Source organism: Kistimonas asteriae, from assembly GCF_018263925.1.
Classification (GTDB): Bacteria; Pseudomonadota; Gammaproteobacteria; order Pseudomonadales; family Endozoicomonadaceae; genus Kistimonas; species Kistimonas asteriae.
In genome coordinates this window covers 1-22,386 of record NZ_JAEVHF010000010.1, presented here as the reverse complement: position 1 = coordinate 22,386, position 22,386 = coordinate 1, and the positions used below count along the sequence as shown (strand labels likewise).

17 protein-coding genes, 15 tRNA genes and 1 pseudogene are annotated in these 22,386 nt (G+C 53.0%); 10 read left to right on the top strand and 23 right to left on the bottom strand.

What is annotated here, in order from left to right:
• Positions 1–20 precede the first annotated feature (20 nt).
• Genes queF through KHS78_RS12285 form a run of 3 tightly spaced genes read right to left on the bottom strand, consistent with a single transcriptional unit; the run spans position 21 to position 2,595 of the window.
• Positions 21–851 carry an NADPH-dependent 7-cyano-7-deazaguanine reductase QueF gene (gene queF / locus KHS78_RS12295; RefSeq protein ID WP_211828765.1) on the bottom strand — a complete coding sequence of 277 codons (831 nt, stop codon included), beginning with the start codon at positions 849–851 and terminating at the stop codon, positions 21–23.
• An 11-nt stretch (positions 852–862) separates the two neighbouring features.
• A complete protein-coding gene (locus tag KHS78_RS12290) occupies positions 863–1,660 on the bottom strand; it encodes an ABC transporter permease (protein WP_343216910.1) in 798 nt (265 codons plus the stop codon).
• A 20-nt stretch (positions 1,661–1,680) separates the two neighbouring features.
• Entirely contained in the window at positions 1,681–2,595 is a 915-nt protein-coding gene (locus KHS78_RS12285) for an ABC transporter ATP-binding protein (protein ID WP_211828763.1), read from the bottom strand.
• 208 nt (positions 2,596–2,803) lie between these two features.
• Here KHS78_RS12285 and KHS78_RS12280 point away from each other — a divergent pair, with 208 nt between their 5' ends.
• Positions 2,804–3,199, top strand: a complete 396-nt coding sequence (locus tag KHS78_RS12280; protein ID WP_211828762.1) for a PA2817 family protein — start codon at positions 2,804–2,806, stop codon at positions 3,197–3,199.
• Between the two features lie 11 nt (positions 3,200–3,210).
• Here KHS78_RS12280 and KHS78_RS12275 read toward each other — a convergent pair whose 3' ends face one another.
• Positions 3,211–4,020 carry an SDR family oxidoreductase gene (locus KHS78_RS12275; RefSeq protein WP_211828761.1) on the bottom strand — a complete coding sequence of 270 codons (810 nt, stop codon included), beginning with the start codon at positions 4,018–4,020 and terminating at the stop codon, positions 3,211–3,213.
• A gap of 336 nt (positions 4,021–4,356) precedes the next feature.
• A complete protein-coding gene (gene rmuC, locus KHS78_RS12270) occupies positions 4,357–5,883 on the bottom strand; it encodes a DNA recombination protein RmuC (protein ID WP_211828760.1) in 1,527 nt (508 codons plus the stop codon).
• Between the two features lie 204 nt (positions 5,884–6,087).
• Here rmuC and KHS78_RS12265 point away from each other — a divergent pair, with 204 nt between their 5' ends.
• Together KHS78_RS12265 and KHS78_RS12260 are read left to right on the top strand one after the other, a co-directional pair.
• The gene (locus KHS78_RS12265) at positions 6,088–7,038 is read left to right on the top strand and encodes an alpha/beta fold hydrolase (RefSeq protein WP_211828759.1); all 951 of its coding nucleotides are present in this window, start codon (positions 6,088–6,090) and stop codon (positions 7,036–7,038) included.
• A gap of 5 nt (positions 7,039–7,043) precedes the next feature.
• Positions 7,044–7,577: a lipocalin family protein gene (locus KHS78_RS12260; protein ID WP_211828758.1), complete on the top strand. Its 534-nt coding sequence runs from the start codon at positions 7,044–7,046 to the stop codon at positions 7,575–7,577.
• On the opposite strand, the gene KHS78_RS12255 is transcribed toward KHS78_RS12260, so the two are convergent.
• The 3 genes from KHS78_RS12255 to KHS78_RS12245 all read right to left on the bottom strand — a co-directional run bounded on the left by KHS78_RS12255 (position 7,479) and on the right by KHS78_RS12245 (position 9,935).
• On the bottom strand, positions 7,479–7,841 hold the full coding sequence (locus tag KHS78_RS12255; RefSeq protein WP_211828757.1) for a YIP1 family protein: 363 nt from the start codon (positions 7,839–7,841) through the stop codon (positions 7,479–7,481). The two genes, KHS78_RS12260 and KHS78_RS12255, sit on opposite strands and share 99 nt — an antisense overlap.
• A 52-nt stretch (positions 7,842–7,893) precedes the next feature.
• Positions 7,894–8,856, bottom strand: coding sequence for a MerR family transcriptional regulator (locus tag KHS78_RS12250; RefSeq protein ID WP_211828756.1), 963 nt, complete (start codon positions 8,854–8,856; stop codon positions 7,894–7,896).
• A 104-nt stretch (positions 8,857–8,960) separates the two neighbouring features.
• Complete coding sequence (locus KHS78_RS12245) at positions 8,961–9,935, bottom strand: YbgA family protein (protein ID WP_211828755.1); 975 nt, start codon at positions 9,933–9,935, stop codon at positions 8,961–8,963.
• Between the two features lie 158 nt (positions 9,936–10,093).
• Between KHS78_RS12245 and KHS78_RS22590 the strand changes: the two genes are divergently transcribed.
• Complete coding sequence (locus KHS78_RS22590) at positions 10,094–10,237, top strand: hypothetical protein (RefSeq protein ID WP_211828754.1); 144 nt, start codon at positions 10,094–10,096, stop codon at positions 10,235–10,237.
• A 654-nt stretch (positions 10,238–10,891) separates the two neighbouring features.
• Here the strand turns inward: KHS78_RS22590 and phrB are convergent.
• Positions 10,892–12,322, bottom strand: coding sequence for a deoxyribodipyrimidine photo-lyase (phrB, locus tag KHS78_RS12235; RefSeq protein ID WP_211828753.1), 1,431 nt, complete (start codon positions 12,320–12,322; stop codon positions 10,892–10,894).
• Positions 12,323–12,664: 342 nt separating this feature from the next.
• On the opposite strand from phrB, the pseudogene KHS78_RS22665 reads away from it, so the two are divergent.
• Positions 12,665–12,793, top strand: a pseudogene (locus KHS78_RS22665) (high-potential iron-sulfur protein); the annotation flags it as partial.
• 57 nt (positions 12,794–12,850) lie between these two features.
• Here KHS78_RS22665 and KHS78_RS12225 read toward each other — a convergent pair.
• From KHS78_RS12225 to KHS78_RS12215, 3 genes are all read right to left on the bottom strand, one after another.
• Positions 12,851–12,926: transfer RNA gene (locus KHS78_RS12225), tRNA-Gly, on the bottom strand.
• A 70-nt stretch (positions 12,927–12,996) separates the two neighbouring features.
• Positions 12,997–13,072 (bottom strand) — tRNA-Glu (locus KHS78_RS12220).
• 22 nt (positions 13,073–13,094) lie between these two features.
• Positions 13,095–13,170, bottom strand: a tRNA-Ala gene (locus tag KHS78_RS12215).
• Positions 13,171–13,334: 164 nt separating this feature from the next.
• Here KHS78_RS12215 and KHS78_RS12210 point away from each other — a divergent pair.
• The 5 genes from KHS78_RS12210 (at position 13,335) to pgi (ending at position 20,730) form a co-directional block, all read left to right on the top strand.
• Positions 13,335–13,410 (top strand) — tRNA-Trp (locus tag KHS78_RS12210).
• A 340-nt stretch (positions 13,411–13,750) separates the two neighbouring features.
• Positions 13,751–16,312 carry a phosphoenolpyruvate--protein phosphotransferase gene (gene ptsP, locus KHS78_RS12205; RefSeq protein ID WP_246506430.1) on the top strand — a complete coding sequence of 854 codons (2,562 nt, stop codon included), beginning with the start codon at positions 13,751–13,753 and terminating at the stop codon, positions 16,310–16,312.
• A 3-nt stretch (positions 16,313–16,315) separates the two neighbouring features.
• On the top strand, positions 16,316–18,097 hold the full coding sequence (gene ptsG, locus KHS78_RS12200) for a PTS glucose transporter subunit IIBC (protein WP_211828751.1): 1,782 nt from the start codon (positions 16,316–16,318) through the stop codon (positions 18,095–18,097).
• A 71-nt stretch (positions 18,098–18,168) separates the two neighbouring features.
• Positions 18,169–18,999 carry a Cof-type HAD-IIB family hydrolase gene (locus KHS78_RS12195; RefSeq protein WP_211828750.1) on the top strand — a complete coding sequence of 277 codons (831 nt, stop codon included), beginning with the start codon at positions 18,169–18,171 and terminating at the stop codon, positions 18,997–18,999.
• Between the two features lie 36 nt (positions 19,000–19,035).
• A complete protein-coding gene (gene pgi, locus KHS78_RS12190; RefSeq protein ID WP_211828749.1) occupies positions 19,036–20,730 on the top strand; it encodes a glucose-6-phosphate isomerase in 1,695 nt (564 codons plus the stop codon).
• Between the two features lie 143 nt (positions 20,731–20,873).
• On the opposite strand, the gene KHS78_RS12185 is transcribed toward pgi, so the two are convergent.
• From KHS78_RS12185 to KHS78_RS12135, 11 genes are all read right to left on the bottom strand, one after another.
• A tRNA-Gly gene (locus tag KHS78_RS12185) sits at positions 20,874–20,949 on the bottom strand.
• 69 nt (positions 20,950–21,018) lie between these two features.
• Positions 21,019–21,094, bottom strand: a tRNA-Glu gene (locus tag KHS78_RS12180).
• A 22-nt stretch (positions 21,095–21,116) separates the two neighbouring features.
• Positions 21,117–21,192, bottom strand: a tRNA-Ala gene (locus KHS78_RS12175).
• Positions 21,193–21,201: 9 nt separating this feature from the next.
• Positions 21,202–21,285 (bottom strand) — tRNA-Asn (locus tag KHS78_RS12170).
• A 70-nt stretch (positions 21,286–21,355) separates the two neighbouring features.
• A tRNA-Glu gene (locus tag KHS78_RS12165) sits at positions 21,356–21,431 on the bottom strand.
• A gap of 22 nt (positions 21,432–21,453) precedes the next feature.
• A tRNA-Ala gene (locus KHS78_RS12160) sits at positions 21,454–21,529 on the bottom strand.
• Positions 21,530–21,538: 9 nt separating this feature from the next.
• Positions 21,539–21,614, bottom strand: a tRNA-Gly gene (locus tag KHS78_RS12155).
• A 34-nt stretch (positions 21,615–21,648) separates the two neighbouring features.
• A tRNA-Gly gene (locus tag KHS78_RS12150) sits at positions 21,649–21,730 on the bottom strand.
• Positions 21,731–21,799: 69 nt separating this feature from the next.
• Positions 21,800–21,875, bottom strand: a tRNA-Glu gene (locus KHS78_RS12145).
• Positions 21,876–21,897: 22 nt separating this feature from the next.
• Positions 21,898–21,973, bottom strand: a tRNA-Ala gene (locus KHS78_RS12140).
• Positions 21,974–22,241: 268 nt separating this feature from the next.
• A tRNA-Glu gene (locus KHS78_RS12135) sits at positions 22,242–22,317 on the bottom strand.
• Between the last annotated feature and the right edge of the window lie 69 nt (positions 22,318–22,386).

The window sequence follows — 22,386 nt, the reverse complement described above, 5'->3', positions numbered from 1 at the left end:
CCTTCCATTTACAGGGATACTTATTGACGTGCCAGGCGGCCATTATCCGCCTCTTTGCCACAGTTTGTCCGCCACGGATTAATATCCAACCCGCCTCGACGAACATAGCGTGCACTGACCGTCAGCACCTCCGGCCGACATTGCGCCATGATATCCAGGAAAACCCGCTCCACACATTGCTCATGAAAATCCTGGTGCTGGCGCATGGAGCAAATGTATTTCAGCAGCGATTCACGATCGATACGCGGCCCTCGATAATCAATGATGAGTGTTCCCCAATCGGGCTGGCCAGTCACTGGGCAGTTGGACTTCAGCAAATGGCTATACAGTGTTTCCGCCACACGTTCATCATTCTCAGCGGGTTGCACCAGGCTGCTGTCTAACTGATAAGTGTCGATGGCAATATCCAGCTCATCAATGCACTCACCCTGCAGCAAGGCCAGCCCTTTCTGTTCCAGCCCATTAACTGCAACGATCTCGACACGAACTGGCGCACCAGCTGCCCGACTGAGATCACGGGCCATGGTTGCCTGCACGTCCGCCGCTGACTCAAACCGGCTCTGGTTGAAAGAATTCAGATAAAGCTTGAACGACTTGGATTCAATAATGCACTCCGAATCACTGGGGATCGTGAATACCCCGGCCGCCACAATCGGCTTGCCACGGTTATTCAGCCAGGACAACTCATAGGCATTCCAGATATCGACCCCGGTAAACGGCAGACTGGCGGCCACCAGCCCATTCGCTTCCCACTTGGGTGCACGGGGTATCGGAAAAATCAGGTTCGCATCGTACTCAGCCACATAATCACTGTGCTTGCCCAGTGGGGATGTTTCTACGGATGTGTTCATTACAACGAAACTCAGTTTCTCAGGCCCTTGCCTGTATTCAAAAGGTAAAGACTGTAGACAAACAAGACGATAACGGCCAATCCCATCATCAGGAATGCATGCCCCAGGTTAACCACGCCACTGTAACCCAGCAGGCCATAACGGAAAGCATTGACCTGATAGAGGATAGGGTTGATCTGGGAAAGCCCCTGCCAGAACTCCGGCAATATCTTGACAGAATAAAACACACCGCCAAGATAGGTCAGAGGCGTCAGAACGAACGTCGGAATGATCGCAATATCATCAAAGGATTTTGCATAGAGAGCGTTGATAAACCCGCCGAGCGCAAACAGGGTGGCAGTAAGAAATATCGCCAGTACTGTGACGCTGATATCGTAAATCTGGAAATCCACGAAAAACAGAGACAGCAGTGTCACGATGAATGCCACGCCGAGTCCACGACAGACGCCACCCATTACAAAACCCATTAATATAATCCAATTAGGCACGGGTGATACGAGCAACTCTTCTACGCTGCGCTGGAATTTATTGCCAAAGAAACTGGACGCCACATTGCTGTAACTGTTGGTGATCACCGACATCATGATCAAGCCAGGCACAACAAAGGTCATGTAATCAAAGCCGCCCATCTCACCAATGCGCGAACCGATGACATTACCGAAAATCACAAAATAGAGCGCCATGGTGATCGCCGGTGGCAACAGTGTCTGCGGCCAGATCCGAAGGAAACGGCGAATTTCCTTCACAAAAATCGTATAGAAAGCGATCCAGTTTTCCCGGAACGGATAGGAATCCCTGTTCGTATTCACACCTGTCATCCTGTTATCAATTATCCCTGGGCGGTCATCCCGACAAAGAGTTCTTCCAGTCGGTTCGCTTTGTTTCTCATGCTGATGACATCAATGCTTGAAGCATTCAATTGCTGGAAAAGCCCGTTTAACCCCTGGTTCTTGTTCACTTCAACCTCAAGGCAGCTGTCATCGACCTTGCGGACGACATAACCGGCAAATTCGGGTATATCGTTTATGGGTTCTCGGGTATCCAGCAGAAAGCTTTCTTTCTGTAATTTGCCCAGCAGTGCTTTCATGCTGGTATTTTCGACGATGACACCCTGGTCTATGATCGCAATATTGCGACACATCTGTTCCGCTTCTTCCAGGTAATGGGTCGTGAGGATGACGGTTGTGCCCTTGGCATTGATTTCCCGCAGGAATTCCCACAACGAACGACGCAGCTCAATATCAACACCAGCCGTTGGTTCATCCAGAATAAGGAGGCGTGGCTCATGAACTAACGCCCGGGCGATCATCAAACGGCGCTTCATACCCCCGGACAACATGCGGGACTGCACATCACGCTTATCCCAAAGCCCGAGTTTTTTGAGATACACCTCGGTCCGGGCACTGGCCTCATTCGCGGAAATGCCATAATAACCTGCTTGGGTAATGACAATATCCCGTGTTTTCTCAAACTGGTTAAAGTTTATTTCCTGAGGGACCACACCCAATTGGCGCTTGGCACGACTCATGTCTTTATCGAGGTCATAACCAAATATATTAACGTCACCCGACGTTTTATTGACCAGTGAGGAAACAATGCCGATGGTCGTTGACTTGCCCGCGCCATTAGGGCCCAGCAACGCAAAGAAATCACCTTCCTGAACCTCCAGGTCAATACCTTTCAGCGCTTGGTGACCATTGTCGTAAGTTTTGTAAAGCTGGTGGATTTGCAGTGCCCGGGTCATGTATCCGTTCAGTTCCTTATGCTTATATCAGTCTTTAAACGGGCATCTTATAGTATTTTATTGCAAAAGCAGATGGGCACTTAACACATCGGATGGCGTCAACGTCGAATATCGACAGACTTGACCTCTCGCTCAGCGCTCGCTACGTTGTCACGTTTTTACGGATAACCTGTCGTGACAGGTTGTCTGACCAGATCGGAATCTCCTGATGCCTGAAAATCACCGTCTCTACATCGAACATCACCAGCAGCTGCTGGACAACCTGATGATGCAGCTGCCCAATGCGCTGGACAGCGTCTGCACGGAAGAACAGAAAGAACAGCAGCTGGAACAGTTACAGCACGTCAAGCAGGCACTGGCAGATCACCTGGAAGAATCACGCTACCTGGGCCAGCAGTGGCTGTTTGCTTTCATCGGTAACCATCCCCAGCTGGCACCGATGGTTCCCCGCGACCTGCTTTGGTTCTTTGGTGGGGAATGCCTGCACTTCATGTCCGATGATGAAATCAGCCAATATCAGCGGCTGGAAGATATCCTGGCAGAAGCCGAGCACAACGGTCGCGACATGTCGTGGATTGAAGCCCGTAGATTCGTCTTCAACTAACCATCAACCCACTACTCGTACACCATTTTCCGGGTCATGCCACCATCCAGAATAATATTCTGGCCGGTCATGAACCCGGCTTCCTCAGAAATAAGGAAATGGGCCAGGCTAGCCACGTCCTGAGCCTCCCCTACTCGCCCCACCGGATGCTGCTGATGGCAGGTTTCCGTCAGGTGCACCGGGCGCCGTGAGCGGGACTTCTGTAATTCCCCCACCTCAATCCAGCCGGGGCTGATACAGTTAGCCCGAATCTGCCCAGACAGCGATACTGCCAAAGCATGAGTTAACGAAACCACACCGCCTTTGCTCGCCGCATACGCTTCGGTCTGGGGTTCGGATTGCAGATAGCGCGTGGAGGCAATATTGACTATCGCGCCATGTCGGACGCGCAGCAAACCCAGCGCCTGCCTGACCATCAGGAAGACACCGGTCAGATTGACATCAATAATCCGTTGCCAGTCCTCGAGATCAAGGTATTCCAGCGGACCGGTATAAGGGTCTGCAATACCCGCGTTATTGATCAATCCATCCAAGCCGCCAAACCAGTGCTGAACCCGGGCAATACACCGCTGCACCGATTCTTCATTACTGACATCCGTGCGAATAAAGCGTACGTCTCCCTGCCGGGACAACAGCCCGACCAGTTCTTCACCGGCTTCACGATCATGGTCCGCCACCACCACGCTATAGCCTTTCGCCAGAAAATACTCTGTGATGCCACGACCTATTCCCTGCGCGCCCCCGGTCACCAACACAGCCGGTTTTCCGGCCCCATGCTGTCCCTGATCATCGACCTTCTGGTTGGCCCTTATGTGCGGCATAACGAACTCCAGCCCGGTAGTAGTGGAGACAAAAGCTAAGCACAAGGGCAGCATCACTGCCTTAGTGGTTTTCAGCTATGGTGAGAAATACGAAGAATGTTATGCAGAAAGAAAAGGCCGGTTTCCCCCTCAGAAAACCGGCCAATAACCATTGGCAGACCTGTCCCGACTGTCTCTACCGCAGTCTGCTATAACGAGGCGCCATGACACTTGCTTGCAGTGGCAGGATCATCGCTGAGCTGTTTTCAGCGACCAACCCCTCCCCTCTTCACTGCGGGGTTCACTTTACCTGACTCGACGAACCAGATATTGATACGCATCAAAAGACCATAAGTATTAGCCGAGATTTTTATCACTTTCTTCCAGCAATTCTACCTCTTCCACTGGCGCGCTGATCTCTGTGACAGAGCGATCCAGCAAGTCCTGCGGCAACTGCTTTTTCACCTTGACGCCCAGTTCCACAAACTGCTGCGCCTGACGCACCAGATTGCCCCGTCCCGCACTGAACTTGTTCATGGCACCATCGTAGGTCTTCTTCGCGGTATCCAGCTGGCTGCCCAGTTTCTGCATATCGTCCGTGAAACCCCGCAGTTTGTCGTAGAGCGCACTGGCTTTTTCAGCAATTTTTTCCGCATTCCGATTCTGGTGTTCATAGCGCCAGATATTTTCGATAGTGCGTAATGCCACTAACAGATTGGTTGGACTGACCAGCATAATATTGTGCTCCAGCGCTTCCTGGAACAGTGATGGCTGATGTTCGACCGCGGCATAAAAAGCAGGTTCCACCGGAATGAACATCAAGACATAATCCAGGGTTCGGACGCCATCCAGGTCCTGATAGCTTTTGGCGCTCAGTCCCCTGATATGGTTACGCAGACACTGAACATGGGCGGCCAGCGCCCGATTCCTTTCCGCATCCTCTTCCGCCTCATGATAACGGCTGTAATCCACCAGAGAGACTTTGGAGTCGATCACCACATCCTTGCCATCGGGCAGATGAACGACCACATCGGGCTGCAGTCGTTCGCCGTCGGTGTTCTTCAGTGAGACTTGCCGCTCGTATTCGTGCCCTTCACGCAAGCCGGACTCTTCCAACACCCGGTCCAGCACCAGCTCTCCCCAGTTACCCTGGGCCTTCTTATCCCCCTTCAGGGCACGGGTCAGGTTCAGGGCTTCCTGGCTCATCTGCTGGTTCAGCTCACGAAGCCCCAGGACTTCATCACGCAGGGAGCGGCGCTCCTTGGCTTCCGTGACATAGGCATCATTGACCTGCTGGCGGAAATCGGAAATCTGCTGTTTAAACGGCCCCAATAAACCATCCAGCGCCATTTTATTCTGTTCGGTAAACCGGGTGGCCTTCGCTTCAAAGATACGGTTAGCCAGATTTTCAAACTGCTGGTTGAGTCTCACCTCACTCTGCTCAAGCAACCTGATTTTATCGTCTGCCGCTTCCCGCTCCTTATCCCGTGCAGCCAGCGCCGTTCGAAGGTCACTTTCGCTTCCCTGCAGCTGCTGCAGGCGCGACTCCGCATCCCGCAGGACAGTCCGTAGCTCATCCATACCACTGAGCCGTTCTGTCGACCGGGCCAATTCCAGCTCCAGGGACTGAATCTGCTGCCGAGCCATTTCCTGCTCCTGCTTCAACTGCGTAACGGTTTCCTGCTGACGACGGTTTTCCGTTTCGAGCCAGGCCTGACGCTCTACCGACTGGAGGCGTTCGGTCTCAAGGGCTTGCTGCTCACGCAATGACTCCGTTTCACAACGTTGCCGGGCTGAAGCGGCACTGATCTTCCAGGCCGCAACAGCCACTATGGCCGTTACCGCAACAAGCAACAGGGTATAAACAAGGAAGGACATCGTCATCGTTCAGACAATCCGTTCTGAGGGTTAAGAGGGTTTCATTGCATAGTACTACCGATCGGAATCACATCCCATTCGCATGGGCCACAGCCCCGGTTTTTCTGACATCAATACCGCGAGAAAATGTCAGCCAGGGTCATGGTTATTACCGAGGGAACAGCCTATGATCAGCGGCAACACACCGAACAAGCAAAGGAATACTGCCGCATGTTTTCCGAGGGGTTTTTAACCATTCTTCTGATGGTCGTTTTGACTATTGGAATAATCATTGCACTTTTCCTGCTCAAGGGATGTGCACGACAACAGTCAGTGGAATCACTGGCACACTGGGCGCAGTCACCTTCGCGCTTTGTCGAGGTCAACGGACTCAAGGTTCACTATCGAGATGAAGGAGAAGGCCCCGTTCTCATCCTCCTTCATGGGCTGTTTTCCTCACTGCACACCTGGGACAAATGGGTCAACCTGTTACAGGATCGGTATCGTATCATTTGCATTGATGTGCCCAACTTTGGCCTGACAGGCCCCTTCCCCAACCGCAAGGTCGATGACCAGACCTACATGCAATTCCTGGAGGATTTTGTCACTGCCCTGAAACTCGAGCACTTTCATTTAGCGGGCAATTCATTGGGCGGGTATTTTGCTTACCAGTACGCGTCACGTTATCCGCAGCGCGTTAAAAAACTGGTGATGCTCAATGCCGCAGGTTACTTTTTCATCCCCCCGGCAGCATTGATTGGCTGGGGAATGCCGCTGATTGGCCGTATCGCCGACTATACGGAAGCACCTTACAGCTTGTTCGCCTCACTGGTGCGCCGCGCCTATGCCGATCCAAACAAAGCCACACCCGATGAAATTCGCCGCTATAACGAGCTACTGCACCGGGAAGGCAACCGGGCTGCCGGTGGTCGACTGATCCGCCATATCCGTAACCGCGTCGGCTTTGACACCTCACGAACCCATCTGCTCACCATGCCCACGCTGATCATGTGGGGCGACGAAGACCACTGGATTCCTGTACGTCATGCACCCAAATACCACCAAGCCATTCCAGGCAGTGAACTGATCGTGTATACCGGCGTTGGTCACATGCCAATGGAAGAGATTCCTGAACAGAGTGCCATGGATCTCATTCAATTCCTGGATGCCTCACAGGAGTAACACCCATGCTGCGCCAGCTACTGGCACTCTGGCTGTGCCTCGCCACGGGATATGCCACGGCACAGTCACTAACCACCGTTTCGCAGGTTGATCTCACGCGTTATGCCGGTCAGTGGTACGAAATAGCCCGGCTACCTAACGTTTTTCAACGCAAATGTGTAGCCAATGTCATGGCAACCTACACACTGCGGGAAGACGGTGATATTGATGTCCTGAACCAGTGCGACAACAAGGATGGTAAAACCCAAACCGCACAGGGATTGGCTCGCAGTACCAATCCACCGGAAAACTCTCGCCTGGAAGTCAGTTTTTTTAATGTCCTGGGCATCCGACCCTTCTGGGGGGATTACTGGGTCATCGCGCTGGAAGATGATTACCGTTATGTGGTGGTCGGAGAACCTGACCGTGACTATGTCTGGCTGCTGAGCAGAACCCCGACATTACCGGATGACACCGTCGCACTGGCGAAATCCATACTGGAACGTGAAGGATTTGCTGTCGAGCAGCTCATCTATACCCCACAGAAACCCCGGGATTGAGTCAGTGAGCCCCATATCCCACAGCACGATGGTCATCACTTTCATGGATACCAGCACCACGAGCCCGACCGCAACAATGGCCGTTGCCATCATAAACCCCTGTTCAAACGGAATATGCATGATGTTAGGTAAGCCTGCGCACAGCAGATAGACGGCATAGGCAATGGCCGCCAGGATGCCAAGCAAGGCCAGGGGGATCGAGGGAAACAGCCCCAGAAAACCGGTTAAATATAATATCGTGGCCGTATAAGCCGCAAATATCACACAACGGCTCCAGAAAAGATCACACCCTACCTGCGACCAACCTTTCTCTGGTTCAGACTAACAACGGAACCTCAGAAAGGAGATCCGGAATAACTGACACCAACGTCTGGTCAGTGCCGGGCAATAGCACATGAAACCCCGCCGGAGCCAGTGTCGACTGATGAATTCTGGCACTTTGTCCGGCGACAATCACTGGCACCGTCAACGTCTGGCCAACCCGAAGCAGGTCTCGCGACAGAGTCGTCCGGTCTAGCGCTGAATTACTGTGCAAAACAACCGCTGACACCTGCAGTTTTTCTGCCGCCAACGGAATTTCTACCAGCGGTATGCCCGTACCAAGATAATGGGCTTTACAGCCGTGCGAGGCCGCAGAGAGTGACAGCAGGAGAAGCTCCATTTCTGACACCTCCCCAGGAAGGGTAAGAAACATCACACCGCAGCTATCCTCTGCCTGTGACTGGCGGTTCGCGTTGTACAATTTCAACCCGATACGCGTACGCAGGAAATTTTCCAGAAAGCGTTCTTCCAACCGGTCACCGTACAGCCCCTGCCAGGCCGTCCGCAACGTTTCGAACATCGGCTCAAACAACCGCCTAATGACAGTATCAGCCGGGTACTCCGACATTGTCTGATTGAATACGCTGTCCAGCCGTTGCTCATTCAGTGCCTTGAGCGCAGCAATGAAGCGATGCTGGTAAATATCCCAGACACCATCATCCGACACACTGGCCGCCGGTTCCGGCACCGCTATCGCGTCTTCCAGTAACTTGCGCACCTTACTGACGGATACCCCCCGATTGATCCAGTCCGTAATAGCGCGGATCTGCCGGACATGCTCATCAGAATAAAGGCGGTGCCCCTTTGGGGTTCGATGGGGTTTAAGCAAACCATAGCGACGTTCCCATGCCCTCAGGGTGACAGCATTGACACCCGTCAACCGGGATACTTCACGGATGGGTAACATCGCTGCATTAGCGCCTTCAACATCGGGAAGCACGTCTTCTTTCTCAGTCATCACTTACGGTTTCCTTTGAACCCGGGTGATTCTACCGAATCACACGCCGCCTGTCCCAGACGGGGTTGATAGAGTGACGGCCACAGTAAACAGACAGATACTGCCTAAATAGTGTTTCTTAATCCCAGCACTTCAGGGTGCGGCTGAAGATAAACCTGCTGCTGAATATAGTCACCGCCACTGCGTTGCAGATAATTTCTCAGCAGTGTCATGGGCACCACCAAGGGCCCCCCCCCCTGCCGATACTGCTCAATGAGCTTCAGAATTTCTTCACGCTCACCGCCAGCGACCGTTTTCTTGAGATAACCCGTCAGATGCAACATCACGTTCGTATGGGACTTCCGGGTCGCCCGCCTGGCCAGCGTCGACATGAAGATATGACTGAAAGTCTCCATAAGTTCATCAATCGGAACCGCCTTACCTTTTGCAATCAATTGCCCCAGTTCGGCATAATTTTGCGGGTTGTGCGCCATGATCTGGTATTTGTAGGCCGTATAGAAATCAGCCACTGCCTTATACGATGGATTTGGCATGACGTCGGTTTGCCAGCGGTGCAGGGCAAATACACGCGTGAAAAAGTTTTCGCGCAGAATCGGATCATGCAGCCGACCTTCTTCCTCCACGGGTAGTAACGGATTTTCCACCATCAGACCACGGGCAAACACGCCCGGGCCGTTATCGCCGGATGGAATACCATTTTCGCCGTAGATCTTCACGCGTTCCATGCCACAACTAGGGGACTTCTGCATGAGGATATAGCCGCTTATTGCATTGAGTTCCCGGGCTTTTTCACGACCATAAGCTTCCAGCGGATCGGTCACATCACGGTCAGGATTAACCGTTCCGACAACCCGATACGCATCAGCGTTGCCAACCAGGCGAATGGGCTCCCTTGGCGTGCCCAGGCCAATCCCCACTTCCGGACACACCGGAATAAAATTGAAATAATCAGCCAGGGTATCCATGCAAAAGGTAGAGCGCTTATGCTGGCCGTTATAACGCACCTTGTGGCCCATCAGGCAGGCACTAATCCCCAAGGTTATATGACGCTGTGGTTTTTCTAGTGGCACAATAGCCATAAGCACCTCCTTTTTTTGTACAATAAATAATATTATGTATAACTTTATATCAGTTTAGCAAAGCAATCCCTGACAAATCCATCAGTATCGCCGCCACTAAACTTGCTAGCCGGGCAGGTTACCCACATAGTTGTACAAGTTTTTTGTGAGAGAAGGTAATGATTGACCCGACCCTGCTGGAAAACTGGTGGATGAATCCAATGATGGGATTGCTATCGCCGAACGCGATGGCGATGGCGATGGCGATGGCGATGGCGATGGGAATATTCTCATTTACACCAATGCCGCATTTAAACGTCTGACCGGCCATACCCATGAAAAAATTCTTTACCAGGATTGTCGCCTCCTGCAGAAAAAGAGTATCCCGCCCAAGATGCCATTCAACAGATCCAGGAAGCGCTCAAGCAGGATCAACCTACCTGCCAGGTCATTCGCAACTATCGGACAGATGGCCCCATACTCTGGAATGAGCTTCGCATCTCTCCGGTATTTAATGAGATGACCCGCTGATGTACTACATCGGCACCCAGAAAGATGTGACTGAACAGATGGAAGCTAGAGAATAATTGAAGCGCTGGAACAGGAAATAGAAGCTCTCAAGGCAAAAAAATCTCAACACTCGAAGGGGGGAAATAACTGCCACCAAACGCTATCTAGCGGCTCATAAAATAATCAGCCGTCTGCCCCCTTCACTTCAATGCCCGTATAATTGAGCCCAGCACGAGGAGGTGTTCATAAAGAAATGCACAGCCCTGATCATCAACCAGAGCTTTACCAAAAGAGAAACGAACTTCGTCACTTTCTCATACATGTTAGGATATATTGACTCAAGGCTGATAAGCTCTGCATGTGATGCAAGGGATTAGAAAACGCAATATTTTCATCGTGACCGCCGATGCTGTCAGCGCTTATCGCAGACCACACTTCAAGAAACCGGCTGAGATGTTCAGAATCACTCATGAACGCAATCCTTTGAAAGCCTCAATGACACGCTGACGGGATGCAGCATGATCGACTATCGGCGCTGGATAATCCAATCTACCCAACAAATCGCCGACTTTTCCCGTTAACGGCTGATGAATAGTTTTATTATCCAGCGCTGCCAGCTCAGGCACCCAGGCACGAATGAAAGCGCCATCCGGATCAAACTTCTGAGACTGACTGACAGGATTAAACATCCTGAAATACGGCGCCGCATCGGTACCGGTACTGGCCGACCACTGCCAGCCCCCGTTATTAGCCGCCAGATCACCATCCACCAGGTGGCGCATGAAAAAGCGTTCCCCGACTCGCCAATCCAGCATCAGGTTTTTGGACAGGAACATCGCCGTCACCATCCGTAAACGGTTATGCATCCAGCCCGTTGCCACCAGCTGCCGCATAGCCGCATCGACCAGAGGAAACCCGGTTTTTCCAGTCTCCCAGGCTTCCTGTAGAGCAGGCACCTGTCGCCAGTCCAGCCTGTCAGTTTCAACCTGAAAAGGACGGTGTTTCGAAACCCGGGGAAACGCAACCAGTATATGCTTGTAAAACTCCCGCCAAACCAGCTCCCCCAACCAGCAGGTAACACCAGGATTCCCACTATCGAGCTCACCATCATTGGCACGAGCGGCAGCATCAAAACACTGCCGAACAGACAATACACCGGCAGCCAGCCAGGGTGACAGACTGCTTGAGCCATCCAGCGCGGGAAAATCCCGCTGTTCAACATAACGCTGAACACGCGCTTCAATAAATTCGTTTAGACTTTTATGAGCAGATTTTTCGTCAGGCGTCCATCGCTTCAGGATGTTGGATGCTGTAGGTGAATAACGATCAACAGGTACAGGATCCGCAGCGATATCAAGTGGCGCCTGTTTTGATGGTGATGGACACGGCATCCAGTCCTGGGGCTGTAAATACCGGTAAACGGCTTTCTTGAATGGCGTGAAAACCTTGTAAGCCTCCCCCTTGCCTGTCGTTACCCGACCCGGTTCCACCAGGACCGCATCCGTGAATCGATGTAAAGAGAGGCCCGCTGCGTCAAACGCTTCTATCACTGTCTGATCTCTGGTTTGCTCGTTAACACCATATTCATCATTAAACCAGATACCCTGACAATTCAGGGAACGAGCGAGATTGAGCAAGAGCTCTGCAGAGTCAGAATAATAACCGGCTTCTTTTATCAGTAAGGGAATATTGAACCTGGCCAGACGCCGCTGAAGTGATGCGACACAGGACAACCTGAAGAACAGTTTATTGGGGCTGTCATCATGGTCAACCCACTGATTCGGATGGATCAGGTAAACACCCACCACATCACCAGACTGAGATGCCTGGGAAAGCGCCTTGTTGTCATCAGCCCTGATATCGGTTCGGAACCATACCAGCTGTCGGGTTCTAGCCACCCCTTACCCTCCTCTCTGGCAGAACTTTGAGAACACCTCAGAATATATTTATACAATTACTTACATCTGTACAAATATAAATTCAATCAAGACAAAAAGACCAATAAGTTAGTCATTTTATGAAGGTTTTTATACGTGATTAGCCGCAAACAATCTAAAGAGGAGAGTCCCAATACAAAGCAGACGTGATTTTTTGAAAAAAAACGCCATCGGCGTTTCCTTGATTCCACTCGCGACACTCCCTTGCGGATGACAGGCTGTGTCTGTCGATGAGCCGATGGCAAAAAACTTTGGCTATATCCTCAGCGCATCAGGCGCAAAAGGTGAGGAAAATACGAGGCTGGGCAAAAGAGTGATAACTACGTGCTTTATGTCGAAGGAAGTAAAGGCTGCGATCTGTTTCAGGGCCATAAGGTCAACCCGGATGTCTGGTGTAGAGCATGGGCATTGAAGCCCGGCACCGCACAGTGAAACGCGGCCTCAAATAACAAAAAAAAGCCGTCATCATTGATGACGGCTTTTTTAACTTGGAGCGGGAAACGAGACTCGAACTCGCGACCCCAACCTTGGCAAGGTTGTGCTCTACCAACTGAGCTATTCCCGCTTAAAACACTGATGTTTTGTTTAACGACCGACATCCGGTCTCGAGCAGATGACACCACTCAAATAGAAAGTGGCGTCCCCTAGGGGACTCGAACCCCTGTTACCGCCGTGAAAGGGCGGTGTCCTAGGCCACTAGACGAAGGGGACACAAATTCTTACAAGAAGAATTTGGTGGAGCCAGGCGGGATCGAACCGCCGACCTCTACAATGCCATTGTAGCGCTCTCCCAGCTGAGCTATGGCCCCACATACAAGCTCTCAACCAAGACAAACAATAAGCTGTCTCAGCGAAGATGGAGCGCATTCTATGAACCTTAAGAAGCCTTGTCAACCGACTGAAACAAAAAGACTTTTTCGAAAAAAGACTGGAAAAGCAGCGTCATTCTCGTGTTATACTGCAGCCACTTCACAGGCCAATAGCTCAATTGGTAGAGCACCGGTCTCCAAAACCGGGGGTTGGGGGTTCGATTCCCTCTTGGCCTGCCATATCGAAAGCCGTTCATTTTACCTCATTCCAGTTTTACATACCTTCTGAAGCATCAGCGTTTTCGCTTCAAATACACCCAATTCCTTGAACGTTTCCCCTACCGATACCAGACTACAGTCTGATGATAAATCGGTAACAGGTGCCTACAGCTTACGCTTATAGCGGCGCCCTGTTCTGCACCCAAATACCTTGCGTATTTGAGCTGTATCAATATGAGTGCCCCCAAAATCCTTACAGTGGGCAGCGGGAAGCACCAGCGCATGACGTACATCAACGTTCACACTACGCCGGCCGCTCCCTGGATATTTCCTTACGCCTTGTTATCGCGGAGCAATACGATTGAATCCTTCATCCCCTCCCGTACAGCATGACACCACATTACTGGCACCCCTATCAGGCCCCATTATCCCTATCGATCAGGTGCCCGACCCGGTGTTTGCCGAGCGTATGCTCGGTGACGGCATTGCCATTGACCCCGTCGATAACATGCTGCTTGCACCGGCTGATGGAGAAGTTGTACAGCTACATGCCGCTCACCATGCACTGACACTGAAAACCGACAGCGACATTGAGATCCTGATGCATGTCGGCCTGGATACCGTGACGCTCCGCGGGGAAGGTTTCAGCCCACAGGTGAGCGAAGGCGACAAAGTAAAAGCTGGACAACCCCTACTTCAATTTGATGCAGACTACCTCGCCTGCCACGCACGCAGCCTGATCACCGTCGTTATACAAACGGGACCAGAAGGCATCTCCATCAACCACCCAGCATCGGGACATGTCAACGCTGGCAGCGATCGCCTGCTAGTACTCAGCTCCGCAGCATCAACCAGCGCCCCCGGCACATCACTTCAAGAACAGGGTGAAGCGGATGCCGAAGATGCTATTCGCATCCCCAATCCGGAAGGTCTTCACGCACGCCCATCTGCCGTTCTCGCCGAACTGTGCCGTCAGTGCAACGCAACCGTGAAGCTGAGCTGTAATGGCATCGAAGCCCGGGGTGACAGTGTCACCGAACTGATGAAACTCAACACCCGACTGGGCGACGTAGTCACCATCAAAGCCTGGGGAGAGGATGCCAGGAACGCAGTATCCTCCATCATTGCTGCCATTGAATCAGGCCTGGGGGAAGACGTTGCCTCAACAACCACCCCAACCGCTATCACTGAAGAAACTGAAACCCCACTACTGTCCAACGAACAAAGCGACCCTCGCCGTCTATACGGGGTTCGCGCCGCGCCCGGTCTCGGTATAGGGCAGCTCACCCATATTCGCCAACAACATCCGGAACTTCAGGAGTGGGCCTCCGATAAAGCCGCTGAACACGATCAGCTGAACACCGCGATTGCATCAACCTTTGATGATTTGCGACAGCTGGTCACCAAACTCGCCGCGGCTGGAGAACAGGAACAATCCGAAATCTTCAATGCCCACGCGCAACTGCTGGAAGACCCTGCACTGGCCGAAACCGCCAGCAACCTGATTTCAGAAGGGCGCAGTGCCGCATGGGCCTGGAATGATTCAGTCAACCAACAGGTTCGGGCACTGCAGTCACTGGACAATCCCCTACTGGCCGGCCGGGCCGCAGACATTGATGACGTAGGCCAACGCGTTCTGGCTGTATTGACAGGCATCTCGTTCGGCACAGAAAACTGGCCTGACAACGCGATCCCCGTATACCTCGACATTACCCCATCAGACCTGCTGAGTCTGGACCGCGACAAAGTAGCCGGTGTCTGCAGCCTCGAAGGCGGCGCCAGCTCTCATGCCGCCATTATTGCTCGCTCTTTAGGCATTCCTTACCTTGCCGGCATGGATAGCCGCATCAACGAGCAACCGGACGGTTCCAACGTCATTATGGATGCCGATGCGGGCTACCTGCTGCTGTCACCCTCCGAGGATGAAATCAGCCTATGTCAGACACAAAAAGACCAGGCTGAACGCACCTTCCAGGCCGCCCTGCAAACCACCCAGCAACCCGCTATCACACGGGACGGCATATCTATAGAAGTCGCTGCCAACGTGGGCGGACTGGATGAAGCCCGCAAAGCCGTGGAACTGGGCGCAGAAGGTATTGGGCTATTGCGCACCGAATTCCTCTACCTTAATCGCACAACCGAACCGGATGAAGACGAACAGACGCAGATCTATAGCGATATTATCAGCGCGATGGGCAAAGAACGTCCGGTCATCATCCGCACCCTGGATGTCGGCGGCGACAAACCCCTGCCCTATCTGCCACTGCCCGAAGAAGAAAACCCCTTCCTGGGAGAACGCGGTATTCGTGTCGGCATCAATCGCCCCACCATGCTCCGCCGGCAGATTCGCGCACTCTTACGCAGCGCGAAAGCCGGCAACCTTCGTATCATGCTACCCATGATTGCCAGCCTGGAAGAATTCCGTGCGGTCAGGAAACTGGTCGAGGAAGAACGTCAATCACTGAATGGCGCCGTTGAGTTGGGTATCATGATAGAAGTCCCCTCCGCCGCCCTGATGGCCCGGGAACTGGCACGAGAAGCTGACTTTTTCTCCATCGGCACCAACGACCTGACCCAATACACCCTCGCCATGGACCGCGGCCATCCTAAACTGGCCAGCCGGATAGACAGCCTGCACCCGGCAGTATTGCGCCTGATCGCCATGACGGTGGAAGGCGCCAGGACAGAGAATCGCTGGACCGGTGTCTGTGGCGGCATTGCCAGCGATATCACCGCCATCCCGCTGCTACTGGGACTTGGGGTGAACGAACTGTCCGTCAGCGTCCCATCCCTGCCACTAGTGAAAGCTCGCATCCGTGAACTCAGCCTTGCTGATTGCCGTACGCTGGCACAACAAGCTCTCACCCTGGAAGACGCCACCCAGGTGCGCGCGCTGCTGGCGCAATGGAAAGAGAAGGAGTAATTCATGACAACAATTGCACATCGCGCCTTTGCCAGTCTTCAGAAAATCGGCAAGTCACTCATGCTGCCGGTGGCAGTACTGCCCGCCGCCGGCATCCTGCTGGGCGTGGGTTCCGCGGGGTTCTCACTCTTTCCGGATATTGTTAATACGATCATGGCCCAGGCCGGTGGCGCCGTGTTCGGCAACCTGCCGCTGATATTCGCCATCGGCGTCGCACTGGGCTTTACCGAGAATGACGGCGTTGCTGCACTGGCAGCCATGGTCGGTTACGCGGTCATGATTGCCACAATGGGCGTTTTCGCCACGGCGCTTGATCTCGAAACCACGCGCATCATGGGTATCGATTCTATTGATACCGGCGTCATGGGCGGGATAATTATCGGGGCTGTTGCGAGCTGGCTATTCAATCGCTATTACCGGATTGAGCTACCAGCCTATCTCGGCTTCTTTGCCGGTAAACGGTTCGTACCAATCGCGACCGCTTTTGCGGCGATTGGCGTGGCCGCCATCCTGGCGCTGGTCTGGCCTCCCATCGGTGCAGCAATCCAGTCCTTCTCCACCTGGGCTGCCAGCGAAAACCCTGCCGCCGCTTTTACCATTTACGGTATTGTGGAGCGGGCGCTGATCCCTTTTGGACTGCACCATATCTGGAACGTGCCTTTCTTCTTTGAGGTCGGCCAATACGTCGACCCTCAAACCGGCAAGGAATTCACTGGCGAGATTGCCCGCTATGTCGCCGGCGACCCAACAGCAGGCAACATGGCCGGTGGTTATCTCTTCAAGATGTTCGGCCTGCCCGCAGCAGCCATTGCCATCTGGCACACCGCCAAACCGGAAAACCGCGCCCGAATCGCCAGCATCATGATCTCTGCCGCACTGACCTCGTTTTTGACCGGGATCACCGAACCCATTGAATTTTCGTTCCTGTTTGTCGCCCCCGTTCTTTATGGCATCCATGCCCTGCTGGCGGGTCTGGCCTATTTCACCTGTATTGCCCTGGGCATCAAGCACGGCATGACGTTTTCCCATGGATTCATAGATTTCTCTCTGCTTTACGGCAATTCCACCAATGGCTGGGGCATCCTGGTGCTGGGTCTGGCGTTCGCCGTCCTGTATTACGTCATCTTCCGTGTCACCATCCAGTGGCTCAACCTGAAAACACCGGGGCGTGAAGATGAATCTGACGTCACTGTCGACTATGACACCACGTCAATGGCCGGTGAATTAATTGCTGCCTTCGGCGGCGCAGGCAACATCACCAGCCTGGACGCCTGCATTACGCGCCTGCGCATTGCAGTCAGACACCCCGAACAGGTCAATGACGCGCGCCTGAAGCAACTCGGCGCAACCGGTGTCGTCCGTGTCGGTAACGGCGTTCAAGCCATTTTTGGTACCCGTTCAGACAACCTCAAGACCGATATGGAGCAGTACCTGAAACAACACCCACAAACCCAGCCAGATGCTGCAGCGACCGAGAAAGCGCCTAAAGAAGCTGTCGCCACAAACACTGCTCCACGCAACAACATCAAAGACAGCGATGCCTTAACAGCAATTCAGGCTCTGGGTGGTGCAGAAAACATCCGATCAGCCAAAGCCTGCGCGCTTACCCGTATAAGGGTTGAACTCGGACAAGGTATTGAGCCAGACACGCAAGCACTGAAACAGGCCGGCATCACCGAAGCCATGCACTGCAGCGATACCGTCATTCACCTGCTGGTTGGCGAACAGAACACATCCGGCTGGGAACAGGCATTGAATGAACACACCAGGGAGGCCATAGCCTGATAATAATGGGCGCCTTCGACAGAAGGCGCCCATACTGATTGCCATCACAGACAAACCATAGAAGAAGCCGCATGTTTCAACTGATCGCAGCCGACCTGGATGGCACCCTTCTGACACCGGACCACCGACTGGGATCTTACACAGCCTCGACCCTTAAACAACTGAACCAAAAAGGTTGTCAGCTGATTTTAGCCAGCGGCCGTCATGCCAGCGAAGTATCCGACCTGAGAAACACTCTCGGGCTACCCGCCTTTATGATCACAGCCAATGGCGCCCGTACTTACACGCCCACCAATGAACCACTACTCCATAAAGATCTACCTGCAGACGTTGTAGAAGCGATAATTTCAGCCCTCATCGATAAACCCGGCATCACCGTGCACCTCTACCAAGATTCAGGCTGGTATTTTAACCAGTACGACGAAGCACTATTGTCCTATCATAAAGACACCGCCCTGCCGCGATTCTTTTGCAACAGAGACGCATTACCAACAACATTCGTCACCAAGCTTTTCTTCAGCTGCCACGACACCCATCGCCTTGCCGCTTATGGCGAGGAACTGCAAAGCCGTTTTTCAGATAAGGTAGCCATTGCCTTTTCCCTCCCCTGGAGCATGGAGGTTACTGCGGCAGGCGTCAGCAAGGGCAACGCCATGCAGCGCATAGCCCGACACCTTAATATCTCACCCAAACAGTGCATCGCCTTTGGTGATGGCCTGAATGATGCCGATATGCTGACTACGGCCGGTAAGGGACTCATCATGCAAAACGCCGATAAACGCCTTAAACAACGGTTGCCAGCGCTTGAAATTATTGGTTCCGATGCCGAAGAAGCCGTGGCAACGTATCTGGAAAAGACCTTTTCACTCAATGATCCCGGTATCAGCGCCGCAATGCGGTAAGATACCAACTTACCTTGCGAATACATCAGTCCAGAAATGAAAACACCCCCAATCGAACAACAGCCTGGCCTCCCCTCTCCCCTGCGCCAATACGCTGTTTCACCCTCGCTCGAAACACACTGTAAAAATCTCGCAGAAACCCCTCTCGCGAGACTGATGGAACAACCGGAACGTTGCCGGCAACTCACCATCGACGCCGCTGGGCTCTGCCTGGATTACTCCCGCCATCGGGTCACAACAGAATCCTTGTCAGATCTCATTAAACTGGCCAGAGAAGCCCGACTAGAAGAGTGCCGGGAAGCCATGTTTAGTGGCAGCACCATCAACACGTCGGAGCAACGTGCCGTCCTCCACACCGCACTGCGCAATCGAAGCCAGCGGCCGGTACTGGTTGAGGGCTCAGATGTCATGCCTGCCATCCGAGACACACTGGACCGGATGCGCGCATTATGCCAGCGCGTTCACAGCGGTGAATGGACCGGCTACACCGGAAAACCGATCAAACATATCGTCAACATTGGTATTGGCGGCTCCTTTTTGGGCGTCAAGACGGCGCTGGATGGATTACGCCCCTTTCACCGTGAAGGGTTAACCGCACATTATGTTGTGAATGTTGACCCGGCGGATCTTGCTGCAACCTTGAAGATGATTGATCCTGAAACCACGCTGTTCATTGTTGCCTCGAAATCTTTCAGCACTCTGGAAACACGCGTCAATGCAGAGGCTGCCAAAGCCTGGATGCTGGAACAGGGCATGCCAGAGCAGGACAGTCACCGTCACTTCGTTGCAGTGTCAAACAACATCGACAAAGCCACACAGTTCGGCATTGCACCGGATAACATCCTGCCACTGTGGGACTGGGTCGGCGGACGTTATTCACTCTGGTCAGCCATCGGCCTGATGATCCCCTTGATGACCAGTTTTACTGTCTTCGAGCGACTGCTCCACGGCGCCTACAGCATGGATGAACACTTCAGGATTGCCCCATTAGAGCAAAACATGCCGGTGATCATGGCCCTGCTGGGCATCTGGTACAGCAACTACTTTGGCGCACAAAGCCATGCCGTGCTGACCTACGCCAGTGACCTGGAAGCATTCCCTGCCCACCTGCAGCAAATGGATATGGAGAGTAATGGCAAACGGGTAACCGCTGACGGCCAACCCGTCAGCTGGCAGACCGGCCCCGTGATCTGGGGCGGTGTCGGCACCAATGGTCAGCATGCGTACCATCAGTTGCTGCACCAGGGCACTCGCCTTATTCCTGTCGATATTATTGTTCCGATGGTCAGTCAAGCACCCATCGGCGAACAACAGGATTGGCTGTTTGCCCATGCATTAGCACAATCCCAAGCGCTGGCATTGGGTTGTTCAGAGGAAAAGATCCGGAATGATCTGTCAAAAGAAGGCGTCAGCCAGAAAGTTATCGATACCCTGGCGCCACAGAAAACCATTCCAGGCAACAAACCCGCTTCCCTGCTGGTCATGGAAAGCCTGACCCCAGAAGCATTAGGCGCACTGATTGCCCTGTATGAGCACAAGATATTCGTTCAAGGTGTAATTTGGGGCATCAACAGTTTTGATCAGTTTGGGGTCGAACTGGGTAAAGTACTGGGTGACCAGATCTTTGAGCAACTCCACGGCACCACCCCATGCGCGTCAGAAGACCCGGCACTGAAGCAATGGATACAGCGCTATCGCCGAGTACACAATCGCTGTAACAACAACCGATAACTTCTCTTCCATTGCCGGCGGGAATGCTGACATTTCTCGCCGGCTAACATCGAAAGCACAAGAAACGACGTCAACAGATATAAAAGGATGGATATACGCAAACACAAAAAAAACCGTCACCAATGATGACGGTTTTTTTAATCTGGAGCGGGAAACGAGACTCGAACTCGCGACCCCAACCTTGGCAAGGTTGTGCTCTACCAACTGAGCTATTCCCGCTTAAAACACTGATGTTTTGTTTAACGACCGACATCCGGTCTCGAGCAGATGACACCACTCAAATAAAAGTGGCGTCCCCTAGGGGACTCGAACCCCTGTTACCGCCGTGAAAGGGCGGTGTCCTAGGCCACTAGACGAAGGGGACGCAAATTCTTACAAGAAGAATTTGGTGGAGCCAGGCGGGATCGAACCGCCGACCTCTACAATGCCATTGTAGCGCTCTCCCAGCTGAGCTATGGCCCCGTCTAACACTGGAGCGGGAAACGAGACTCACTCTCTAGCCCTGCGCACCCCAACCTTAACAAGGTCGGGCTCCACCAACTGAGCTATTCCCGCTTAAAACACTAATGCTTTATTTAACGACCGGCATCCGGTCTCGAGCAGATGACACCACTCAAATAGAAAGTGGCGTCCCCTAGGGGACTCGAACCCCTGTTACCGCCGTGAAAGGGCGGTGTCCTAGGCCACTAGACGAAGGGGACGCAAATTCTTACAAGAAGAATTTGGTGGAGCCAGGCGGGATCGAACCGCCGACCTCTACAATGCCATTGTAGCGCTCTCCCAGCTGAGCTATGGCCCCGTCTAACACTGGAGCGGGAAACGAGACTCGAACTCGCGACCCCAACCTTGGCAAGGTTGTGCTCTACCAACTGAGCTATTCCCGCAATGAAAGTTGTTTTTCGACATTTTCAACGTCGGAGCGGGGAACAAGACTCACTCTCCAGCTCTGGGCGACCCCAACCTTGGCAAGGTTGTACTCTACCAACTGAGCTATTCCCGCTTAAAACCCTGATGCTTTATTTAACGACCGACATCCGGTCTCGAGCAGATGACACCACTCAAATAAAAGTGGCGTCCCCTAGGGGACTCGAACCCCTGTTACCGCCGTGAAAGGGCGGTGTCCTAGGCCACTAGACGAAGGGGACGCAAATTCTTACAAGCAGAATTTGGTGGAGCCAGGCGGGATCGAACCGCCGACCTCTACAATGCCATTGTAGCGCTCTCCCAGCTGAGCTATGGCCCCGATATCCGTTGAACTGTTTCAGCAAAATGCTTGCGGTAACAGCTGCGAACGGGAGCGAATTTTATGGACAGCCCCCGATACTGTCAAGGACAACCGTCCCCAATCACCTGCGGAATATACGAATATCGACGCATAAGACATACAGAGACAAAAGCACAACTATCCGATGCAATAAGTGCTGTTTAATCAATAAGAACAACGAGCCTAAAAGACACGCAAAAATTTCAGGCAAAAAAAAGCCGATCCTCAGACCGGCTTAAAAAAAGAGTGGCGTCCCCTAGGGGGTTCGAACCCCTGTTACCGCCGTGAAAGGGCGGTGTCCTAGGCCACTAGACGAAGGGGACACACAACACTGGAGCGGGAAACGAGACTCGAACTCGCGACCCCAACCTTGGCAAGGTTGTGCTCTACCA

Excerpts from the sequence above, each read along its gene's own strand:
- queF (WP_211828765.1), bottom strand. The coding sequence starts at position 851 with ATGAACACATCCGTAGAAACATCCCCACTGGGCAAGCACAGTGATTAT.
- KHS78_RS12285 (WP_211828763.1), bottom strand. The coding sequence starts at position 2,595 with ATGACCCGGGCACTGCAAATCCACCAGCTTTACAAAACTTACGACAAT.
- KHS78_RS12280 (WP_211828762.1), top strand. The coding sequence starts at position 2,804 with ATGCCTGAAAATCACCGTCTCTACATCGAACATCACCAGCAGCTGCTG.
- KHS78_RS12275 (WP_211828761.1), bottom strand. The coding sequence starts at position 4,020 with ATGCCGCACATAAGGGCCAACCAGAAGGTCGATGATCAGGGACAGCAT.
- rmuC (WP_211828760.1), bottom strand. The coding sequence starts at position 5,883 with ATGACGATGTCCTTCCTTGTTTATACCCTGTTGCTTGTTGCGGTAACG.
- KHS78_RS12265 (WP_211828759.1), top strand. The coding sequence starts at position 6,088 with ATGTTTTCCGAGGGGTTTTTAACCATTCTTCTGATGGTCGTTTTGACT.
- KHS78_RS12260 (WP_211828758.1), top strand. The coding sequence starts at position 7,044 with ATGCTGCGCCAGCTACTGGCACTCTGGCTGTGCCTCGCCACGGGATAT.
- KHS78_RS12250 (WP_211828756.1), bottom strand. The coding sequence starts at position 8,856 with ATGACTGAGAAAGAAGACGTGCTTCCCGATGTTGAAGGCGCTAATGCA.
- KHS78_RS12245 (WP_211828755.1), bottom strand. The coding sequence starts at position 9,935 with ATGGCTATTGTGCCACTAGAAAAACCACAGCGTCATATAACCTTGGGG.
- KHS78_RS22590 (WP_211828754.1), top strand. The coding sequence starts at position 10,094 with ATGATTGACCCGACCCTGCTGGAAAACTGGTGGATGAATCCAATGATG.
- ptsG (WP_211828751.1), top strand. The coding sequence starts at position 16,316 with ATGACAACAATTGCACATCGCGCCTTTGCCAGTCTTCAGAAAATCGGC.
- KHS78_RS12195 (WP_211828750.1), top strand. The coding sequence starts at position 18,169 with ATGTTTCAACTGATCGCAGCCGACCTGGATGGCACCCTTCTGACACCG.
- pgi (WP_211828749.1), top strand. The coding sequence starts at position 19,036 with ATGAAAACACCCCCAATCGAACAACAGCCTGGCCTCCCCTCTCCCCTG.